The sequence below is a fragment of the Gracilibacillus oryzae genome, assembly GCF_009498735.1.
GTDB classification, from domain to species: domain Bacteria; phylum Bacillota; class Bacilli; order Bacillales; family Amphibacillaceae; genus Gracilibacillus; species Gracilibacillus oryzae.
Window position 1 is genome coordinate 348,629 of record NZ_ML762425.1, and the last position, 20,131, is coordinate 368,759.

At 34.2% G+C, this 20,131-nt stretch carries 15 protein-coding genes and 2 pseudogenes; 9 read left to right on the forward strand and 8 right to left on the reverse strand.

The genetic code is table 11. The features are described 5' to 3' along the window. Positions 1–4: 4 nt before the first annotated feature. The 4 genes from F9U64_RS04420 (at position 5) to F9U64_RS04435 (ending at position 4,107) form a co-directional block, all read left to right on the forward strand. Positions 5–1,453 carry an ABC transporter ATP-binding protein gene (locus F9U64_RS04420; protein ID WP_153401801.1) on the forward strand — a complete coding sequence of 483 codons (1,449 nt, stop codon included), beginning with the start codon at positions 5–7 and terminating at the stop codon, positions 1,451–1,453. After that, positions 1,437–2,234 carry an energy-coupling factor transporter transmembrane component T family protein gene (locus F9U64_RS04425; protein WP_153401802.1) on the forward strand — a complete coding sequence of 266 codons (798 nt, stop codon included), beginning with the start codon at positions 1,437–1,439 and terminating at the stop codon, positions 2,232–2,234. The genes F9U64_RS04420 and F9U64_RS04425 overlap by 17 nt, the downstream gene beginning before the upstream one ends. 127 nt (positions 2,235–2,361) lie before the next feature. After that, positions 2,362–3,081, forward strand: a complete 720-nt coding sequence (locus tag F9U64_RS04430; RefSeq protein WP_153401803.1) for a YkgJ family cysteine cluster protein — start codon at positions 2,362–2,364, stop codon at positions 3,079–3,081. Between the two features lie 171 nt (positions 3,082–3,252). Further along, complete coding sequence (locus F9U64_RS04435; protein ID WP_153401804.1) at positions 3,253–4,107, forward strand: tyrosine-type recombinase/integrase; 855 nt, start codon at positions 3,253–3,255, stop codon at positions 4,105–4,107. 137 nt (positions 4,108–4,244) lie between these two features. Here the strand turns inward: F9U64_RS04435 and F9U64_RS04440 are convergent, their stop codons facing one another. Continuing rightward, positions 4,245–5,369, reverse strand: a complete 1,125-nt coding sequence (locus F9U64_RS04440) for a tyrosine-type recombinase/integrase (protein WP_153401805.1) — start codon at positions 5,367–5,369, stop codon at positions 4,245–4,247. Positions 5,370–5,648: 279 nt separating this feature from the next. Between F9U64_RS04440 and F9U64_RS04445 the strand changes: the two genes are divergently transcribed. Further along, positions 5,649–6,647 (forward strand): helix-turn-helix domain-containing protein, encoded by a 999-nt coding sequence (locus tag F9U64_RS04445; RefSeq protein ID WP_153401806.1) that lies wholly within the window; start codon positions 5,649–5,651, stop codon positions 6,645–6,647. An 18-nt stretch (positions 6,648–6,665) separates the two neighbouring features. Here F9U64_RS04445 and F9U64_RS04450 read toward each other — a convergent pair whose 3' ends face one another. The 5 genes from F9U64_RS04450 to glgB are packed head-to-tail and all read right to left on the reverse strand — an operon-like array spanning position 6,666 to position 14,700. Beyond that, a complete protein-coding gene (locus tag F9U64_RS04450; RefSeq protein ID WP_153401807.1) occupies positions 6,666–9,065 on the reverse strand; it encodes a glycogen/starch/alpha-glucan phosphorylase in 2,400 nt (799 codons plus the stop codon). Between the two features lie 31 nt (positions 9,066–9,096). Further along, entirely contained in the window at positions 9,097–10,521 is a 1,425-nt protein-coding gene (locus tag F9U64_RS04455; RefSeq protein ID WP_153401808.1) for a glycogen synthase, read from the reverse strand. Further along, the gene (glgD, locus tag F9U64_RS04460; RefSeq protein WP_153401809.1) at positions 10,518–11,633 is read right to left on the reverse strand and encodes a glucose-1-phosphate adenylyltransferase subunit GlgD; all 1,116 of its coding nucleotides are present in this window, start codon (positions 11,631–11,633) and stop codon (positions 10,518–10,520) included. Before glgD ends, F9U64_RS04455 begins: the two co-directional genes overlap by 4 nt. Then, positions 11,630–12,787, reverse strand: coding sequence for a glucose-1-phosphate adenylyltransferase (locus F9U64_RS04465; protein ID WP_153401810.1), 1,158 nt, complete (start codon positions 12,785–12,787; stop codon positions 11,630–11,632). Before F9U64_RS04465 ends, glgD begins: the two co-directional genes overlap by 4 nt. Then, entirely contained in the window at positions 12,787–14,700 is a 1,914-nt protein-coding gene (glgB, locus tag F9U64_RS04470) for a 1,4-alpha-glucan branching protein GlgB (RefSeq protein WP_153401811.1), read from the reverse strand. The genes F9U64_RS04465 and glgB overlap by 1 nt, the downstream gene beginning before the upstream one ends. 320 nt (positions 14,701–15,020) lie before the next feature. Between glgB and F9U64_RS04475 the strand changes: the two are divergent. From F9U64_RS04475 to F9U64_RS04485, 3 genes and pseudogenes are all read left to right on the forward strand, one after another. Next, positions 15,021–16,000, forward strand: a pseudogene (locus tag F9U64_RS04475) (alpha/beta fold hydrolase). A 23-nt stretch (positions 16,001–16,023) separates the two neighbouring features. Further along, on the forward strand, positions 16,024–16,695 hold the full coding sequence (locus F9U64_RS04480) for a response regulator transcription factor (protein WP_153401812.1): 672 nt from the start codon (positions 16,024–16,026) through the stop codon (positions 16,693–16,695). Beyond that, a pseudogene (locus F9U64_RS04485) lies at positions 16,692–17,692 on the forward strand (sensor histidine kinase). The gene F9U64_RS04480 and the pseudogene F9U64_RS04485 overlap by 4 nt, the downstream one beginning before the upstream one ends. A 218-nt stretch (positions 17,693–17,910) precedes the next feature. On the opposite strand, the gene F9U64_RS04490 reads toward F9U64_RS04485, so the two are convergent. Further along, entirely contained in the window at positions 17,911–19,425 is a 1,515-nt protein-coding gene (locus F9U64_RS04490) for an FAD-dependent oxidoreductase (RefSeq protein WP_153401813.1), read from the reverse strand. A gap of 150 nt (positions 19,426–19,575) precedes the next feature. On the opposite strand from F9U64_RS04490, the gene F9U64_RS04495 reads away from it, so the two are divergent. Beyond that, complete coding sequence (locus F9U64_RS04495) at positions 19,576–19,851, forward strand: acylphosphatase (RefSeq protein WP_407647284.1); 276 nt, start codon at positions 19,576–19,578, stop codon at positions 19,849–19,851. Positions 19,852–19,875: 24 nt separating this feature from the next. Here F9U64_RS04495 and F9U64_RS04500 read toward each other — a convergent pair whose 3' ends face one another. Next, on the reverse strand, positions 19,876–20,115 hold the full coding sequence (locus F9U64_RS04500; protein WP_153401815.1) for an indolepyruvate ferredoxin oxidoreductase subunit alpha: 240 nt from the start codon (positions 20,113–20,115) through the stop codon (positions 19,876–19,878). Positions 20,116–20,131 lie beyond the last annotated feature (16 nt).

Genomic DNA, 20,131 nt, shown 5'->3' on the forward strand with positions numbered 1-20,131 from the left:
TATCATGGAACAAATAGCAATTAGTATGGAAGGTTTAAAAGTAAAGTTTCCAAATGAGAAGTCCTTTTTATTTATGGACCTCTCTCTTACGGTTAAGCAAGGAGAAAAAGTACTGTTGGTTGGTCCGTCTGGAGGGGGAAAGTCTACCTTATTAAAAATTCTTGCAGGTATTATCCCGAATTCAGTGGAAATTCCGATGAAATACACCAACAGCATTTTACCAGAGCGTTATGGCTATGTCTTTCAGGATCCCGATTCCCAATTCTGTATGCCATATGCGGATGAAGAGATAGCATTTGTATTAGAAAACTTACAAATACCTTTTCAAAAAATGGCTGAACTGATCCCATACTATCTTGATACAGTAGGCCTGCATCTATCTGATATTCATACAAAGATTAACCAGTTATCTGGTGGAATGAAACAGAGATTAGCCATTGCCAGTGTGCTCGCATTACAACCAGATGTATTGTTCTTAGATGAACCTACCGCTATGTTAGATGAAGAGGGCACTGACCAAGTATGGGATTCTGTGATGAAAATAGCGTCAGATAAAACGGTTATCATTGTCGAACATAAGATTGAACAGGTGTACGACTTTGTTGACCGGATCATTATGATTAATACTGCAGGCGAGATTATTGCCGACGGGGAGCCATATAAGATGATAGAGGAACATCTCGATCTATTTAGAAAGTATGGTATCTGGTATCCAGGTGTCTGGAAGGGATTAAATAAGCCTTCTTTTCAAAATCAGCTCTCCTTTAACCCGGCTATAACTATTACACAATTAACGGGATATAAAATTAAAAAAGAAATTATTCATATTGATACTGCACACGTAACCAAAGGAGACTGGATTGCAATAACAGGAGCGAATGGTTCTGGTAAAAGCACCCTTTTACAATCATTGGCGAAATTAATTAAAACAAAAGGGACGGTTCATTATTCATTTACACAAGATATACCATTTTATCGCAAGGTTGGCTTTGTTTTTCAGAATCCTGAATTACAATTTGTAACAAATACAGTGTATGACGAATTAGCTTTTTCACTTTTAAACATTCCCTTGAGTGAGCAAGAAAAAAGACAAAGAATTTCGGATCATTTAGCAATTTTCCAGTTGGATCATGTGAAAAACATTCATCCCTTTCAATTATCTGTTGGGCAAATGAAACGATTAAGCATTGCAGCGATCACCATTATGGAACCAGAGATTTTGCTATTAGATGAACCGACTTTCGGGCAGGATGCTGCAAATACATTTCGGATGCTTGATTATTTTGTCTCACTCCACCAGAAGGGAACAACAATCCTGATGGTGACACATGATCAGCAGATTAGCGAACATTTTGCTACAGCTGAATGGACAATGGATGCAGGAAAGTTGCTTACTATTTCTACTAAAAGAACTTGCAGGGTGGAGGGAAAACAGAATGTTCTTGGACTTTAGTAATAAATCAACTTGGTTAAATCAGGTCAATCCATCCTTCAAGCTTTTACTTTTTGTTTTCTTGTTTGTAGGATTGTTGTTTATCGATAATATCCACTTTTATTTATATTTCACGATTGGATTATTGATTATTTATTTTCTTATGACAGGCTTTCCGATAAAATGGTTATTGATTTTTATCTCGCCTTTTTTTATCATCTTTCTTTCTTCCTTTATCTCAATGGCGTTATTTGGTGAAGGAGAAACTCTATGGTATCGATTTGGAATGATCCATATAACACAAGAGAGCTTTTTCAGAGGGATCCATTTAGGACTTAGAGGGATAATCTTCGGCTTTCTTGGTTTGATTTTTGCGTTAACTACAAAACCTGTTATGTTTTTTTATTCTACCATGCAGCAATACAGACTAAAACCAAAATTAGCCTACAGTTTTATGGCAGCAATTCGATTGTTACCAATGGTCGCTGAAGAAGTATATGTTCTGAAACAGGCACTAAAAGTCCGTGGTGTGATTTTTCCTAAAGGAATAAGCGGTTTTTATCAACGATTGAAATATTATTCTGTTCCCATACTGGCACAAAGCATTCGCAGAGCACACCGAATAGCGATTGCAATGGAAGCTAAACAATTTGATGGGAACGCGAAGAGAACGTATTATTATCAATCAGGATATAGTTATCATGATATCTGGTTTTGTTTACTGTTGCTAGGTGGAATTATGATCTGTTTCTTTCTGCAAAACAATTTTACTTTCCTCCCAGTTGAGCGGGTTATTAATTAATTTATCTTAAATTGCTTGAAAGGGGACTTGGTATGTACCAAGTTCTTTTTTTGATTATGAAAGTATATTGTTTTATCTTCCATCTTGCTTTATCATGGTAAGAATGAAGACCGGAAAGGAGAACAAAATGAGTAATTATTTAACATTTGAACAAATTCAGCAAAAATGTGCTCTTTTAAGTGAACGATATATAATAGAAGAAGATAAGTTTTATGATTTAGTAGAACATTTTGCCATCGCAGATATGTCTGTAGATCAGAAGCTCTTAGCTAGTTTTAAAGGATTGCTGGAGCTTGTGAATGGAGAAATTGATCAGATGGAAAAAACAATGAATGTACAGCCAAGCTGCCAAATGGGATGTGCCTTCTGCTGTTATTTCCCGATTATTATAAATGAAATGGAAGCAAAATTAATGAAAGCAGCTATTAAAGGACTGCCGGAAGAAAGGCGAACAAAACTCGAACAGCATCTAAAAGAGTACTTTATGAAATATCAACATAAATTAATAGAAACGAAACAGCTCGATAGAGAAGAGGAGGATTTTAAATATAAATACAGAAAACAACAGTTGCCATGCATAATGTTAGATACGGATACAAATCAATGCATGTTATATGAATATCGACCAATCCCATGCAGAACTTATGTAAATTATGCAGATCCACAAGCATGTGCAGAATCACTATTGCCTAATGAACCAGTAAGCTTTGAATTCTTGTATGAACAATATATGGGGGCAATGAATGAGTTTTTGCAAGACTTATATGAAGTGGGGGATACAGGATTTATCCAATATCCAGATGACCTGTATAAAGAGAAGTATATTTATGAATGGTTTCGAAATTGATCTATTTTTTCTTTTTTGCATTTAAAAGTAATAGATTACTTTCAAACTGCCTAGAAAAAAAATAAAAGCAAGACCTATTCTACAACAACGAAACTATTAAAACAAGGGAATTTTATGGTAAAATAAAGATGTGTCAATCAATATCAATGAATTGATGGGACGTGTCTATAAATGCCATACGGTTTTAGTAAGTACTTAGAAGAGTCAGGTAAGAGCCAACAAACGATTAAAGATTATCAACTTGTTGTGCAGCTGTTTTTTCAATATATAGATAAAAAATATCAAAAAGAGAAAGAGTTATTTGAGATCAACCCCAGTGATATAAAAGATTTTCTTCAATATAAACTTGATGCAGGGTCTAATAGCAGTACTGTAAATAAATATTTATCTATTTTGCGTGTGTTTTTTGACTATGTTTGGCAGATTGGCAAAGTATCAATAGATCCGGTGATGAAAATAAAATCTATTCCTATTAATAAGCAAGATACGGGACAACTGCAAACAACTTATAAAGGATTACTGGAGCTATTACCAGAGGTAAGAAATCATCCTAAGTATACTATTCAAAGAAAGCTTGTATATTTATTAGCATTAAAAGGATTACGCAATGTAGAATTTCAATTTAGCAAAAAGGATATTCAAATGGAGAAAGATCATGTGACTCTTTTTTTAAAGAACAGAATCATCACATTTAATAACAGAGCTGATGTGGATTTATTCATCAGACAAAATCATTATATAACACATGAAGATACGCCATATTTTCTAATTACCAAAAAGCATAATCAGTCGATTTCGCCAATTGCCTTTACAACAGTTGTGTCCCACCTGGAGATTATTGGTGAGGATTTACAATTACAAAATAAATTAACCGTGTCAGGAATCAGGAAACTATTTGCAGCCTATTTGTATGAAGAAAAGCGAATGACCATTGAAAATATTGCTTACCAATTAGGGATAGAAGTAGCTAGTACGACTAAATTGATAAAAAATAGTTTGGATGAAAAGTATAAAATGAAAAAATGATCAACCCATTTGATAAATGTTTAAAAAGTTTTATGACAGAACGAATTTAATAGTAATTCTTAGCAGCTTCAGCAAATAAAAAAGTCGATTCCTTCAATTATTGGGAATTCGACTTTTTTTATTTTAAAAAACTGTTATTAAAAATGATGCTGATCCCAGAATAGGGCTGCATTATTCTTTCTCTCCATGTTTTTCCTTAAATATCCTTGCGTTGTTTTTAACATTGAATGTCCTAAAGTCTGGCGAATGTATTCTAAATTAGCGCCATTATCTAGAGAATGATTAGCAAAAAAATGCCGAAACCAGTGGGGAGTAATCGGGCCGTTTTTGCTCATCAGAAAAGGAAAATTAGTTTGAAAGATTATTTTTTTTACATATTTACTTAGATAAGTACTTTCATAAAATGTCTGACTCCTGTTTGCCAATAGTGGTGAACGATCATTGGGATTTAATTGCTCCGGCAGCCTCCGTCTCCTTCTTAATATCTTTAGTGCCTCCAGAACATAAGGGAAAATAAGGACATCACGATGTTTCTTATTTTTCCCAATACTTGATAGAAAATAGTGACCAGTTGTGTAATCAAAAAATAAATCTCCCCAGTTAGCTTTACATAATTCTGTAATACGTAAACCGGTTGTCGCTAACACAACTAATATTGGATAATTAATCGGATGCTTTTTTTCTTTCCAGTAATTTATCAGCATAGCAACTTCCTGGTAAGACAAATCCCGATCAGGTTGGTCTTCTGTACTAACTGATGCTGATATCATTGTATGGTGAACTGGTCTTTTTAAATAATCTACCTGATGAAGCCATTTTAAGAAACTTTTTAGCACAATCGTTTTTCTTGCTATTGTAGCAACCTTGTAATTCATTTGTTTTGACAAGAAATTTACTTGGTAATATTCCACATGTCTTGGTTCCAGTCTTGCTAATAATTGATTACTCTCCTTAATCATACTACCTTCCTGAAAATCAACCCAGTGACGGTAAAATTGCAAAATATCACGCAAATAATTCCGTTTCGTTAATTCTGTTAATTTTTTCGCTTTGTTAACATGTTGTTGTCTGTGAATAAAATAATAGATCATTTGCAGATCATTAAATTGATAAAACCTGTCACTATGTTGTTCTTCATTTTTATAAATCTCGATTTGCAGTTCTTCTATCATGTCATCTTTTAATAAATAATCTATAACTATACTCTTAGTGTTATTATGTATTAATTCGTTACTAGTTAGTAAATTATTGATTTGTTGCAATAACTACACCTTCTATCTGTATAAAACTATAAATATATATTAAATCTTTTTATTCATTATATTTAAATATTATATCTTAAATTTAAATAATGGTAAATATGATAAATAGCAAATAACCGTCTATTATTTGTACTCTATACATATTTAACTTTTAATTATATTTATCACTATATACTTAAGTAAATAATACAGAAAAATAAAAATCATAGTTTATTATTTATTTATTCTTTTCATTCTATTATAATATAATTAACAGCTTGATAAGTGAAGGTGATAGAATTGGATAATATAGAGTCGATGAAAGATATGTATACAACAAAAGAATTAGCTTCTTTTTTAAAGGTTTCTGAACAGACTGTTTATAGTCTAGTCAAGAGAGAAGAAATAGAACCTGTTAATAAAGAAGACTGGACAATTGATGGTACATACTTTTTTTCAACGGAAACTGCAGAGAGATTAAAACAGTATTACACAAAGCCGGGATTAACGAACAAAGATGTAGCAGAACGTCTGAATATTTCTCTTTCAACAGCTCAAAAGCTGGTAAAAGCAGGGGAGATTCCCTCATTTACAGCGACATATTTAGGTCGAGATATTACGTTTGTAAATGAAGAAGATCTGATTAATTATGAAGAAAAACATAAGAGAGAGAGAAAAATCCCTTTCTATGACAAAGAAACTCAAACTTATATGTTTCAATCATTTACACACAGTGCTACAGGTGAACTTGCCAGAATTATCGAAATTAGCAATCATGATAAAAAAGTAATAGGAATTACAGAAAGAGGTACTAAGCTCCACTACGAAACGTTAATGGAACAAGGATATCAGCCAAGCTATAAACTGGATAATAAGAAATCAATCAATAAACGTGGTTTTGCTGTTTTTCGACTATTAAATCCAGCACAGTTAAATAGCATTGTTTATCAACTTATCGAAAAACTGATCTATACAGTTGGTGTACAAAATTGCAGAATAAATCTAAAAGAAGATACTATTGAACTTTCCGTAAAACCAATACAACTCCCGTTAAACCAATGGAATGACGAAGAAATTCAGTTATTAAAGCAAAGCATCATTAAAGGGAAGATAGTAGAAAGACATCAAGGGATTTTACTGGATAGTGACGAAGTAACCATACACACCGTTATCCCGACAGAATTAAAGAAACAAGTACAGCTTTTAGCAAAATCTCAGAATGTAAAAATTGAAGAATTTGTTCAGCAAGCTATATCCAATTATATTGATCAAATCAAAAACGAAGATATCCGTTCTTAACAGATATCTTCGTTTTGTTTATTTTAATTGTTTAATATTCCATATCGCACTGGCATATTCATGAATCGTTCTGTCACTGGAAAATTTTCCAGAATGTGCAATATTAACCAGACATTTGGAATGCCACTTAATCGGATCCCTGTAAGTTAAATCAATTAGGTTCTGTGCCTCCACATAGCTGTCAAAATCCTTCAATATAAAGTAGGGATCATTTGTCTGCAGTAACTGAAAATATATATCTTTAAAAGTAGTCTGGCCGTTTATCCCATCATGAAGCTGGCGTAAAATAGATTGGATTCGTGGATCTGTTTGATAAATTTCATTCACATGATAATCGCCCATTTGATAATGTTGATAAACCTGTTCGGAACGAAGGCCAAAAATAAACATATTATGTTTTCCAACTAATTGTTCTATTTCAATGTTTGCTCCGTCTAGAGTGCCGATAGTAAGAGCGCTATTCATCATCATTTTCATATTACCAGTTCCTGAAGCTTCCTTGCTTGCTGTGGAAATTTGTTCACTGACATCTGCCGCCGGAATAATCTTTTCCGCTAAGCTGACATTATAATTCTCTAAAAAAACTACCTTTATCTTGTTATCAATCTCAGGATCATGATTTACAATATCTGCAACGGTATTAATTAATTTAATGATTTCTTTTGCCAAATGGTAACTTGGCGCAGCTTTAGCAGCAAAAATGAACGTTCGTGGCATTAAATTAAGATTTGGATTCTCTTTAATCCGCTGATATAAATAAATAATGTGAAATACATTCAATAACTGCCGCTTATATTCATGAAGCCTTTTTATTTGCACATCAAAAATAGACCTGTCATCAACAAGAACTCCTGTATTTTTATAGATATAATGCGCTAATTCCTGCTTATTAGCTAATTTTATTGCTGCAAGCTCTTCCAGTAATCCTTTATCATTCACGTAACGGATCATTTGATTTAACTCATTTGGCTGCTCAATCCAAACAGGACTGATAACAGAAGAGATAAAATTAGCCAAACGTGGGTTGACCATTAATAACCATCTTCTATGGGAGATCCCATTCGTTTTGTTCTGGAATTTCTGCGGGAATATCTTATAGAAATCTTTCATTTCTTTTGTTTTCAATATTTCGGTATGAAGTTTAGCCACTCCATTAATTCGAAAACTTGCGACGATTGCCAGGCGAGCCATATGCACATGATCATAAGCAATAACAGCAAGCTCGGGAATTTTATTGCGCAGTTCAGGATAATCGAACCAGATACGTTGACAGAAACGTTCATTTATTTCTTCAATAATTAAATATAAACGGGGGACAATTTCTTTTACCATATCGATTGGCCATGTCTCCAAAGCTTCTGACATTATCGTGTGATTTGTATATGCGAAAAGATTCGTGACAATTCCCCATGCTTCATCCCATTTCAGTTGTTTTTCATCCATTAATATTCTCATTAATTCAGGAATAGCCAGACTTGGATGTGTGTCATTAATTTGAATTACCACTTTTTTATCTAATTGTTTAAGAGTTGCTGTTTTATCTAGTAAATAATCATCTAATATTTTTTTTAATGATGCGGAAACAAGAAAATACTGCTGTTTTAACCTTAATTTTTTTCCGGAAATACTTGAATCATCAGGGTATAAGTAACCTGATATTTGTTCCACATTCTTTTCATATTCTAACTGATTATAATAATCATGGTTTTGTCTATCATTAACAGGTTCTGCACTCCACAATCTTAACGTGTTAATAAATTGATTACCAAATCCGACAATAGGGACATCATACGGTACAGCCATTACTTTTTCTGTCCCTGTATATTCACAAGTCAGGTTCCCGGTATCCGTTTCGACAAGAATCGCTTCACCGCCATATTCAATTATCATTGCTTCATCTTCTTTTCTGATTTCCCAAGGGTAGCTTTGTTTTAACCAGTCATCAGGATATTCAGTTTGATAGCCATTAATGATCTTTTGTTCAAAAAGACCGTAACGGTATCTGATTCCACAGCCAATGCCAGGATAATTGAGTGAAGCCATGGAATCAAGAAAACAAGCAGCCAGTCTGCCTAAACCACCATTCCCTAAGCCGGGATCATGCTCTACTTCATAAATCTTTTCCGGATCAAAACCTAATTCCGCCAACGCTTCATTGCAAATGGATAATAAATTATAATGTAAAAGATTATTTTTTAATAAGCTTCCAATCAGAAATTCCATTGACAAATAGTATACTTTTTTTGTATTTTGTGACCTGATAGAAGCATCTGTCTGTTGCCAGTCTGAATGAATATATTCATTCAAAATAGAGCAAATAATATAATAAATTTCCTGATAACCATTCTCGTGAACCTCTTTTACATCCCGCTTTTCTTCTATTTTGTCAATAAACTGTTGAACAGATATACTTTTCATATTATCACTCCTACAATGGGGCCTAGACTCTTTAAGATGGAAGCATTTGATTATAAAGCTCCATATATTGATCTCTTGATCGCTCCCAGCTGAAAGAAGACTTCCTGACATTACGAAAGAGAGGATACCACTTATCTTGATCATGATATATTTCTAAAGAATAACGTAATACTGCTAAAAGATCGTGAGCATTATAATTTGTAAAACTGAAACCATTCCCTGTTTTGTCATACTCATTATAAGGGGTGACCGTATCCTTTAAACCGCCTGTTTCTCTTACGATAGGAACAGTATTATACTGAAGTGCAATTAATTGAGCTAATCCGCACGGTTCAAATTTCGATGGCATCACAAAAAAATCACCAGCAGCATATAATTGCCGGGCAAGCTTTTCATTAAATTTTAAATAGGCGATCATTGTGCCTTTATACCTTTGTTCCATTTGATAAAAGTAATGCTCGAAATCGCCATCTCCAGTACCCAGCACAACAAATTGAACATCCTCTTCGGTTAAGAACTGGTCTAATATCGCTTTTATTAAATGTAAACCCTTCTGTTCAACGAAACGGGTGACCATGACATACATTGGTTTATCAGGATCTATGTCCAATCCGAATTTATGCTGAATATATAATTTATTTAAACTTTTTCTTGAAGAAGAGAACTGGTAATGAAAACGAATGGCACGATCTGTTTTTGGATGATAACTTTTTACATCAATTCCATTTAATATACCAACAAGATCATTGCCTTTTTCCTGAATACAAGCATGTAAACCCTCCCCATAATACGGGGTCTTAATCTCTTCTGCATATGTCGGGCTAACTGTTGTTACTTTATCCGCATGAAAAATACCAGCTTTTAAGCAATTAAGAAGACCATGCCATTCTATCCCGCTTATATGTTCCTCATTTAAGTGAAACAAGTCATGGAAGGAATCACGTAACATGATTCCCTGATATTTCAGATTATGGATAGTCAGTACAGATTTCATTTTCAATGTATCAGGATAAACTTTATTAAATAGTACGGTTAATGCTGCTTGCCAATCATGTGCATGGAGAATATCTGGTTGAAATTCCAGATAGGGAAGGGAGGCGATCACCGCTTCACTAAAATATACAAACCGCTCTCCATCGTCATCATATCCATATACATCGTCTCTAGCGAAATAATAGTCATTCTCAATAAAATAATACATAACTTGCTTGAATGTGAACTGATATAATGTTGTTGGCTGCTTCCGCCAGCCTACCAGAACATCAAATGAAGCTACTTTCCTCATCTGATCATACCAGTGTGGATAAATAGATTGATACAATGGCAAAATAACTCGTGTATCTACACTATCTGCTTGATTCAATGCACCAGGCAGGGCACCTATTACATCTGCTAAACCACCTGTTTTAACAAATGGTGTGCATTCTGAAGCAACAAACAAGATATTTTTTTTCATTTTTTAACCACCGTTTGAACATTTTTTTGTTTTCCAATAACGTGGGGATGCTCTTTGTCGCCGATAATTATGTCACCTTCTGATAATACTGTAAATTTATCGATAATGGCATTTTCTATATAGGCTCCTGATTTAATCTGACAATGGTCCAATATTATGGAATTTTTCACTGTAGCGCCAGCTTCAACGGTTACTGCTCTTGAAAGCATGCTTTTCTCTACATTCCCGGCAATTCGGCAGCCAGTACTGATTAATGATTGTTTCACCGATGCTGTCTGCTCATATTTTGCTGGTTTATAGTTACTTATTTTAGTCGTAACATTTCTACTTAACTGAAATAGTTGTTCATAATTTTTCTGTTCTAATAATTGTAAACTATGATGATAATAATCTTGTATGGAATTAATTGAACAACTGTATCCCTGATGCTGAACGATTTGGACATTCATTAATGAAAACTGACTGCAAATAACATCTATTAATAGATTCGATGTTATTTCAGATCCAGAGGAAAAAATCAATGAATGCAAACATGACTTCTTGATCAAGTATATCCCAGTATAAAAAGCTGACTCTGTTACATTATTAATCTTAGTTGAGAGTGCCTTTTGCCGGTTGTCTTGAAAGGTGGATGTATCATTAAGTGCCGGGCTGGCAGGTGTTTTTATTGTTAAGAAAGTTATATCGGCATTTTTATTGATATGGTCTTGGATTAATTTATCAAAATTCGTATTTGTAATAAGAGAACTGCCGCTGATGAGAAGATGTTCCGCCTTGCTTCGTTCTATATAATCCCAATTATGCAGAAAGTAGTCTATGTCACCATTTATATCAGTATCCTGCCAGTAAGGAGGTAATACATATAATCCACCATGACGTTTATTTAGGTCCCAATCAGCTCCTGACCCGACATGTGTCAATAAAGAACGATAGTTACTATGAGTAAAAATGGCGATTTCTTTCACATTGGAACGGACCATATTGGTTAATGCAAAATCAATGAGACGATATCTTGCAGCAAAAGGAACTGCAGCTAAGCAACGGTCTGTCGTTAATTCAGATAAACAATTTTTTTCTTCAGCTAAATTAATAATTCCCATTACTTTGTTCATGATTTCATGCCACCTACTTTTTGGGTTTCTATGAAAAATTCTTTTGATAAAACGATCGGCTCATCAGATAATGGAACATTAATATTGGTATAGTCTGGTATGATTACATCCTCTTGAACAATGACTCTATCCAATGACACATGACGGCCAACTCTAACACCGGGATGAAGTACCGAATTTTTGACAATGGAATTGTTTCCGACTTGAACATTCTCAAACAAAACAGAACTTTCTACCATTCCTGAAACAATACAACCATTATTGATTAATGATTGATGAACAGAACCAGTCTCTGTAATTAATTGTGGGGGATGATTATTATCATGAGAGTAAGTCATCCAGTCTTTTTGGTCTAATTGCAGAAGAAACTGGCCATTTAACAGATCCATATGGGCATCCCAGTAACTCTGAATTGTACCTACATCTTTCCAATAGCCTCGAAAAGGAAAGGCACACATTTTCTTTTGATTCAGTAACATATAAGGTAAAATATCCTTACCAAAGTCATGATCTGAATAGGCGTTATTATGATCATACTGGAGACATTCTTTCAATACACTCCATTTAAATACATAAATACCCATAGAAGCTAAATTACTTTTTGTTTTTAGAGGTTTCTCTTCAAAACTCGTTATTTCATAATCTGTGTTCATGTGGATAATTCCAAAACGGGAAGTTTCTTTCCATGGGACTTCCATAACGGAAATAGTCACATCCGCATTTGTTGCTTTATGGTGAGTTAGCAACTCATTATAATCCATATGATAGATATGATCACCAGATAAAATCAAAACATATTGAGGATCAAACTGATCAATATAATGAATATTTTTCGTTACTGCATCTGCTGTCCCTTCGTACCAATTCCCGCCATTATGTTGCGTAAAAGGGGAGAGGATTGCCAACCCATCATCCATTCGATCCAGATCCCATGGTTTTCCTACGCCAATATGTTTATGCAAAGTCAACGGCTGGTATTGTGTAAGCACACCAACTGTATTTATATTTGATTGAAGACAATTACTTAATACAAAATCAATAATTCGATACCTTCCTCCAAAAGGAACAGCTGGTTTTGCCATATCTTTAGTTAATTGTCCTAAACGTTTTCCAATTCCTCCTGCTAAAAGCATCGCAACACATTCTTTTTTCATTATGTTTCCTCCTTCACAAATTCTTCCTCTAATTGATATACGCTGATTGCAAGTGGAGGTATTTTTACTCGTATATGTTGTTTATGCCGATGCCACTCTTCAGCAATTGTTTGACATGGTTGACTATTTATTTGTCCTGAACCGCCAAACTTCACATCATCAGAATTAAAAACCTCTTTGTATGTGCCAGGAACTGGTACACCAATTTTAAAATCGTAATATACGTTGGGTGTAAAATGGCAAATGACCACAAGAAATTGATTTGATTGCTCAGCATTCCGCTGAAACACAAAAATACTTTGATCACAATTATCAGCATCAATCCATGCAAATCCATCAGGATCATAATCTAATTGATAGAGTGGGGGGGTGTTTCGATAAAAAAGCAATAATGCCTGCATATATTGATGGATGGCATCATGTAACGGATATTTTAGCAATAACCAATCTAATTCATGTTGATCACGCCATTCAATATACTGGCCAAACTCTCCCCCCATAAAGAGAAGTTTCTTTCCAGGGTGACAGAACATATAACCATATAATAATCGTAAATTTGCGAATTGCTGCCACTGATCGCCAGGCATTTTATCAAGCAGCGATCTTTTACCATGTACGACTTCATCATGAGACAGTGGTAATACAAAATTCTCGCTATTATGATACATCATTGAGAAAGTTACCAGATGATGATGCCATTTCCGGTAAACAGGATCATATGACATATATTTTAATAAATCATTCATCCAGCCCATATTCCATTTATAATGAAAGCCAAGACCGCCAACATTTGTTGGGGAAGTAACTAATGCCATATCCGAACTGTCTTCCGCCATCATTAATGCGGAAGGATAGTAATGGCTTATTACTTCATTCAATTTTCTTAGAAAAGCAGTTGCCTCCAGATTAATCTCTGTTCCATAACTGTTCATTAGTTTCCTGTTATAGTCTGGCCGGTCAAAGTTTAAATAAGTCATGCTTGCTACCGCATCTACACGTAAGCCGTCCAGATGAAATTCTTCCAGCCAATATACGGCATTGGATATAAGAAAACTCTGTACCTCTGGACGTCCAAAATCAAACGTTAAGGTACCCCATGTATGCTTTTCTGCCTTTTCTGGATCACTGTATTCGAAAATCGCTGTTCCATCAAATTGCCGCAATCCATGTTCATCTTTACAAAAATGCCCTGGTACCCAATCCAAAATTACGCCAATCTCAGCTTGATGACATTGATCAATAAAGAATTTGAAATCATCCATTTTTCCATATCTGCTTGTAGGTGCATAATATCCTGTAATCTGATAACCCCATGATAAATCGAAAGGATGTTCCATCACCGGTAATAATTCGATATGGGTGAATCCTAATTTTTTAATATATGGGATGAGAACATCGGCCATTTCTCGGTAGTTATAATAAGTGCCGTCTTCTTTTAACTTCCATGACCCGAAATGTAATTCATAAATAGAAACAGGATTATGGTAAGACGAGGAGCGTTTTTGCAGTGCTTTCCATTTCTTATCTCCCCATTGGTAAGTAGAAGAAGAAGTAATGATTGAAGCTGTTTTTGGACGCAGCTCCATTTGAACGGAGAAGGGGTCTGCTTTAAAAAGGCTACAGCCTTCCTCTGTTACAATTTTGTACTTATAAGTTATATCTTCGGTTAAGTTTTTGAAAGACCCTTGCCATAATCCTTCATCATTGATTCGTTCCAAATCGAATCCTTCTCCAGTCCATTGATTAAAGTCACCAGCTAATTGAACGGAGACAGCGTGAGGAGCCCAGACAGCAAACCGGAATCCATTTTCCTCATTTTGTTTGAATGGATGACAACCTAATAATTTGTAACTGTAATAATTAGTGCCTTGATGAAATAAATAAATATCTTGATTTGTTGGTATATTTAACATGTATTCTCCTTTCGGTATAATCCCTTCACCAGTCTGTTATAAGTGTATGAGCATTCCTAAGCACAATATGACCGCCGTTATTATTTAAAACGGTTACACCTGAAAATAATTAAAAATCATTTTATTGAACTAGTATTTTGAACAATGTAAGTTAAACTTCCTTTCTGGAAACAGAAACAGTATGCAGGATATTTATGATAAAATGAAGCTTAAGTCCAGAGGATAAAAAGAAGTTGAATTATTTATCATTTTTTGAAAATTAATAACAAATTTATTTTTATATTCTATCCTTTTAATAGAAATAGAAAGGAGAAGAATGTATGCAAAAAGTATGGAAAATAACAAAAAGAATTTTATGGGTAATAATTGTTTTAATCATAGTTGGAACTGCAGCAATTTTCAGTTTTCATCATTACCAGTTAGGAAAAGAAGCAGAGTTGTTGGACAATAAGGGGACATTGGTAGAGTTTCAGGATAAAGAAATAAATGTATATAATGAAGGGAATGGTGAGAATACATTTGTATTTATGTCTGGCTCGGCTATTGCCGCACCAGTCTATGAAATGAAGGGACTATATAGCAAATTTTCAAAGCAGAACAAAGTAGCTGTTGTGGAAAGGGCTGGCTATGGGTACAGTGATGTTTTCGATGATGACAGAGATATAGATACAATACTTGAACAAACGAGAAAAGCTCTTGTTCAGAGTGGTAATAAACCTCCGTATATTTTAGTGCCACACTCTTTATCAGGGATTGAAGCCATTTACTGGGCTCAAAGATATCCGAATGAAGTAAAAGCGATTATTGCGCTGGATATCGGTTTACCTAGGGAATATGCAAACATTAAGATGGGATTCTTTGATTCGATTACAATAAAAGGGGTGAACCTTTTAACGAAATTAGGTTTTCATCGACTAGCTCCTTCGTATACTTATAATCCGGAAGTGATGAAACAAACATTTTTAACAGATCATGAGAAAGAAATGTATAAAGCATTATCTTATAGACAGTTTCTTAATGATAATATGGAAAAAGAGCTCTTGCAAGCAGATGAAAATGGGAAAAATCAATGAACCTGCCAATACCGGAAGAAACCCCTATCTTATTTGTGGATGCGTATCTAGATAAACATTCTAAATATGCCAAACTAAATCTGAAGGAATACCAGGAGTTTGCAGAACAGCTGGTTCTATCAGAAGTTGTGCAAATTAATAGTACACATAGTATTTATCTATATTATCCTGAGAAAATTTTTGATCTGTCAACAGATTTTTTGAACAAAGTAGAAAATATACAGTAAATATAAAGTGAAAGGTTTTTATCATGAATGGATTTACTATTTTAATTATTGAAGATGATTTAATTATTGGCGATTTATTACAGAAGATTCTGCTTAGAGAACAGTATAAAGTTTATTGGAAGACAGAGGGAAGTGGGATTCTTGAGATTGCAGACAAGACAGACCTGATTATAATGGATATCATGTTACCAGGAGAAGACGGTTTCCAAATCTCAAAGAAAATAAAAGGGTTGGGATTTAATATCCCGATTATATTTTTATCTGCTCGAGATGATATGGACAGTAAACTGCAAGGATTGAAAATAGGGGAAGATTATATGATCAAACCCTTTGATCCAAGAGAGCTATTATTAAGAATTCAGAAAAAAATCGAAAATCAATACGGGCAATTTATGCAAATCAAACATTTAGCAATTGATGCAGAGTTTACGAAAGTTTTCAATCAAAACTTGCATAGTGAGATTGTTTTCACTGCAATAGAACGAAAAATGTTCTTTTACTTATATGAAAATCGTGATCGAATCTTAACTAAAGAGCAATTCTTTGACTATTTATGGCAGCTTGAAGACAGAAATCCTAATATACTGAATGTACACATTAACAAGATCAGAACAAAAATCAATGATAGACATGGTGAGATTATTGAAAATATATATGGAGAAGGGTATAGATTAAATACCTTTACAAAGAGATGAATTTAAAAAGAAAGTATCAGATACTATTATTTTCCGCTATTGTCAGTGTTCCGTTCTTAGTACTTGTGATTAGTGTTCTAATGTCCATCATATACAGTATTGTTGCTAAAAACAGCAGCATTCCGTTCCATGAATCGTTTGCTTATCCAATCATGTTACTATTATTTTTTTATCCTTCTTTATATTAGCATTTTTATTTTCGAGATCCATTCATTCTCTATTACAAAAAATAGGGATTTTAAATAAGGCGATTAGAGATTTAGCAAGGAATGATCAGCTAATTCCCCAGAAAATAGAGGTAAAAAGTGATGATGAAATAAGCAGGCTAACCAAGTCAGTCAATTTATTAATAGAAAGAACAACATCCAGAGAATTAGAGCTTAAGCAGCAGGAGGAAATAAAAAGGGAACTTTTATTAAAATTGAAACATGATATTAATACACCATTAACCGCAATGAAATTGCAATTGTATTATTCAGAAGCTGAGTTAAAAGACCATACAGCTATAGTGGAATCATTAACTAGCCAAATCGAATATATATCCGTTTTGACAAATGAAGTTCATTTACAATCAACTGACACGCTGAAAAGCTCATATGTTATTAAGGATCAGGCTAATCTGAACACTTTAATGGAGAACATTGTACAGAAATGGAGCTATTTATATAGCATCCATAATATCCAATTAATATATAAGCGAATAGATAAGGACTTGATATGTGAAAGTAATGCTTTGTGGCTCCAAAGGTTATTTGATAACATTTTTCAAAATACATTAAGACATGCAGCTGCAGACAAACTTGAGGTAAGAATTGAAGATTCATTAATTACACTTAGTGATAACGGAATGGGATTCGATGTGAACAATCCAGGTAATGGACTGGGGTTAAAGATAATTGATGATATTGCCAGAATACTGAATTTGCAATATAAGTTGCAATCTGATAGTAATGGGACGGAATATAGAATTTATATAGATAATAATCAATTTCGTTAAAGTTTGTACAGTCTTTATTTTATCCGGCAGGGTAGACTGGAGATTGTGCAATTATTTTTTTGTCATTGATATGGATAAACTTTTATTAAATAATAGAAAATATCGATGCATCCATTCTAAATTTAATTCTAGTTTACATAATATTTATTATAGGAAGTTAAATAGAAAGACAACTCACTATCTCATTTCAAAAGTATACTTGAGATAGTGAGACAAAATCAATTCAAATAATCGATTTTGTTAAGTGGTTTAATTGCTGGTCCTTCGATCACGTCACCTTTATAGTGAAATCTTGATCCATGACATGGACAGTCCCATGTTTTTTCAGTGTTATTCCAATTCAGCTCACAGCCTAAATGTGTACACGTTGTGTCAACTGCATGAATTTTTTCATGAGTATCTTTATATATTCCAATTGTTTGACCGTGATGCTTTACTTTTTTTGCTGTATTAATTTCCAACTTGTCGATATGATCGTTTTTATTGCCGATTTTACCCATGATAAACTCTTTCGCAACATTGGTATTTGTGCTGATGAACTGCTTCAGGTCAGGATCGGGATGAAACCGTGATGGCCGGTAAAGATCGATATATGGATTGTCATTTTGTATAATCATATCTGTGATTAGATTCGCTGCAACCATACTGTTGGTCATACCCCATTTGCGGTATCCTGTTGCTAAAAATATCTTTTGGCGATTTTTGTTTAGTCTTCCGATATATGGCATCTTGTCTAACGTTGTATAATCTTGCGCTGACCATTCATACTTCCATTCTTTCACATCAAAATGTTGGGATGCCATGTCTTTTAATAATCGGTATGGTTCCTCGTTATGTTTATATTGCCCTGTTTTATGTTCTCCTCCGCCAAAGAGCCAGATTTCTTCTTCATTGTGGATAATCGATCTTAAGGATTGTGTTTGTTGATCAACACTTAAATACATCCCTCCTGGGTACTTCCCATTTGAGGTGAACCCGGCCACATATGATCTTGACGGGTACATTCTCCCACTGTAAAATGCTTCCCCTTCATAAAATGGGAAATGTGTGGCAATCACCACTTGATCACATACGATTGTATGCTGATTAACGGCTCTAATCACTCGATGATCTGCACTGTCAATATCATAAACAGGTGTATTCTCATATATTCTGCCACCAAGTTCAGAGAATGCTTTTGCCAGTGCGTCCATATAGGCCATCGGGTGAAATTGAGCCTGATCCTTCATTTTTAAGGCATATGACATTGGGAAGTTAACGGGCATTTCTAATAATCCTTCACCATCAATATCTAATGTGCGGTATGCTTCGAACTCAGCTTCTAACTTGTGTTTATTTTTCTCATCATTTGTATAAAGATAAGCATCCTGTTTCTCAAAGTGACAATCGATATGATGCTTTTCAATAAGCTCTTCTATTTTGGCTAATGCCTCCATTTGGCTTTGAAAATATAATTGGGCTTGCTCTTTACCAAAGTGAGAAATAAATTCACTGTATATCATCCCATGCTGTGCGGTGATCTTGGCAGTTGTATGTCCTGAAGTTCCACTGCCTATTTTCCCACGATCAATTAAGATGACATCCAAACCATTAGAGGCTAATAGATAAGCTGTTGTAATTCCTGTTAAACCAGCACCAATAACAGCAACTTCTGCTTTCTCATTTTTATCTAATGAAGGATAATTATTTCTGTCTCTATCTTCCTGCCATAAAGGAATTCGTTTATGATTCATCCATATCTCCCTTTCTTTCCATATCTGTTAATAGCATGACCATTCAGGGAAAAAATATGACATTCTTTATAGCAAAATTTTCTTATAATCAGTCTTTATACTTGGATCTGGTCCCATACTAATGCTATTCTTTCAGTAGAGGTGATGGAATTGAAGAATATTCATGCGTTTGTAGAAGGGAAAGTGCAAGGGGTTGGGTTTCGTTACTTCACGCAAAGTACAGCAATAGATCATAATATAACAGGTTGGGTTAGAAATTTAGATGATGGATCTGTAGAAATATTGGCCCAGGGAGAAGAAGGAAATTTGGATAGCTTTATCGAAAAAATAAAAAAAGGACCTTCTATGTTTGCGAAAGTTACGGATGTAAAGATTGAAGAATTTGATGATTCAAAGGAACATTCTAATTTTGAGATTAAAATGTAAAAAACCCACTAACATGTGGGTTTTTTAATTGTCTTCAAAGAACTTCTTATTTAATGCGATATATTCATGTTCTTCGTCAGGTACTTCATCTTCCATATAGATTGCTTCGACCGGACAAACTGCTTCACAAGCACCACAATCTATGCAAATATCAGGATCGATATAAAACATATCTTTTCCTTCTTCTATACAATCTACAGGGCAAACTTCTACGCATTCGCCTGCTTTCTCTACTTTACATGGTGAAGTTATTACAAATGCCAAGACTGTCCCCTCCTTT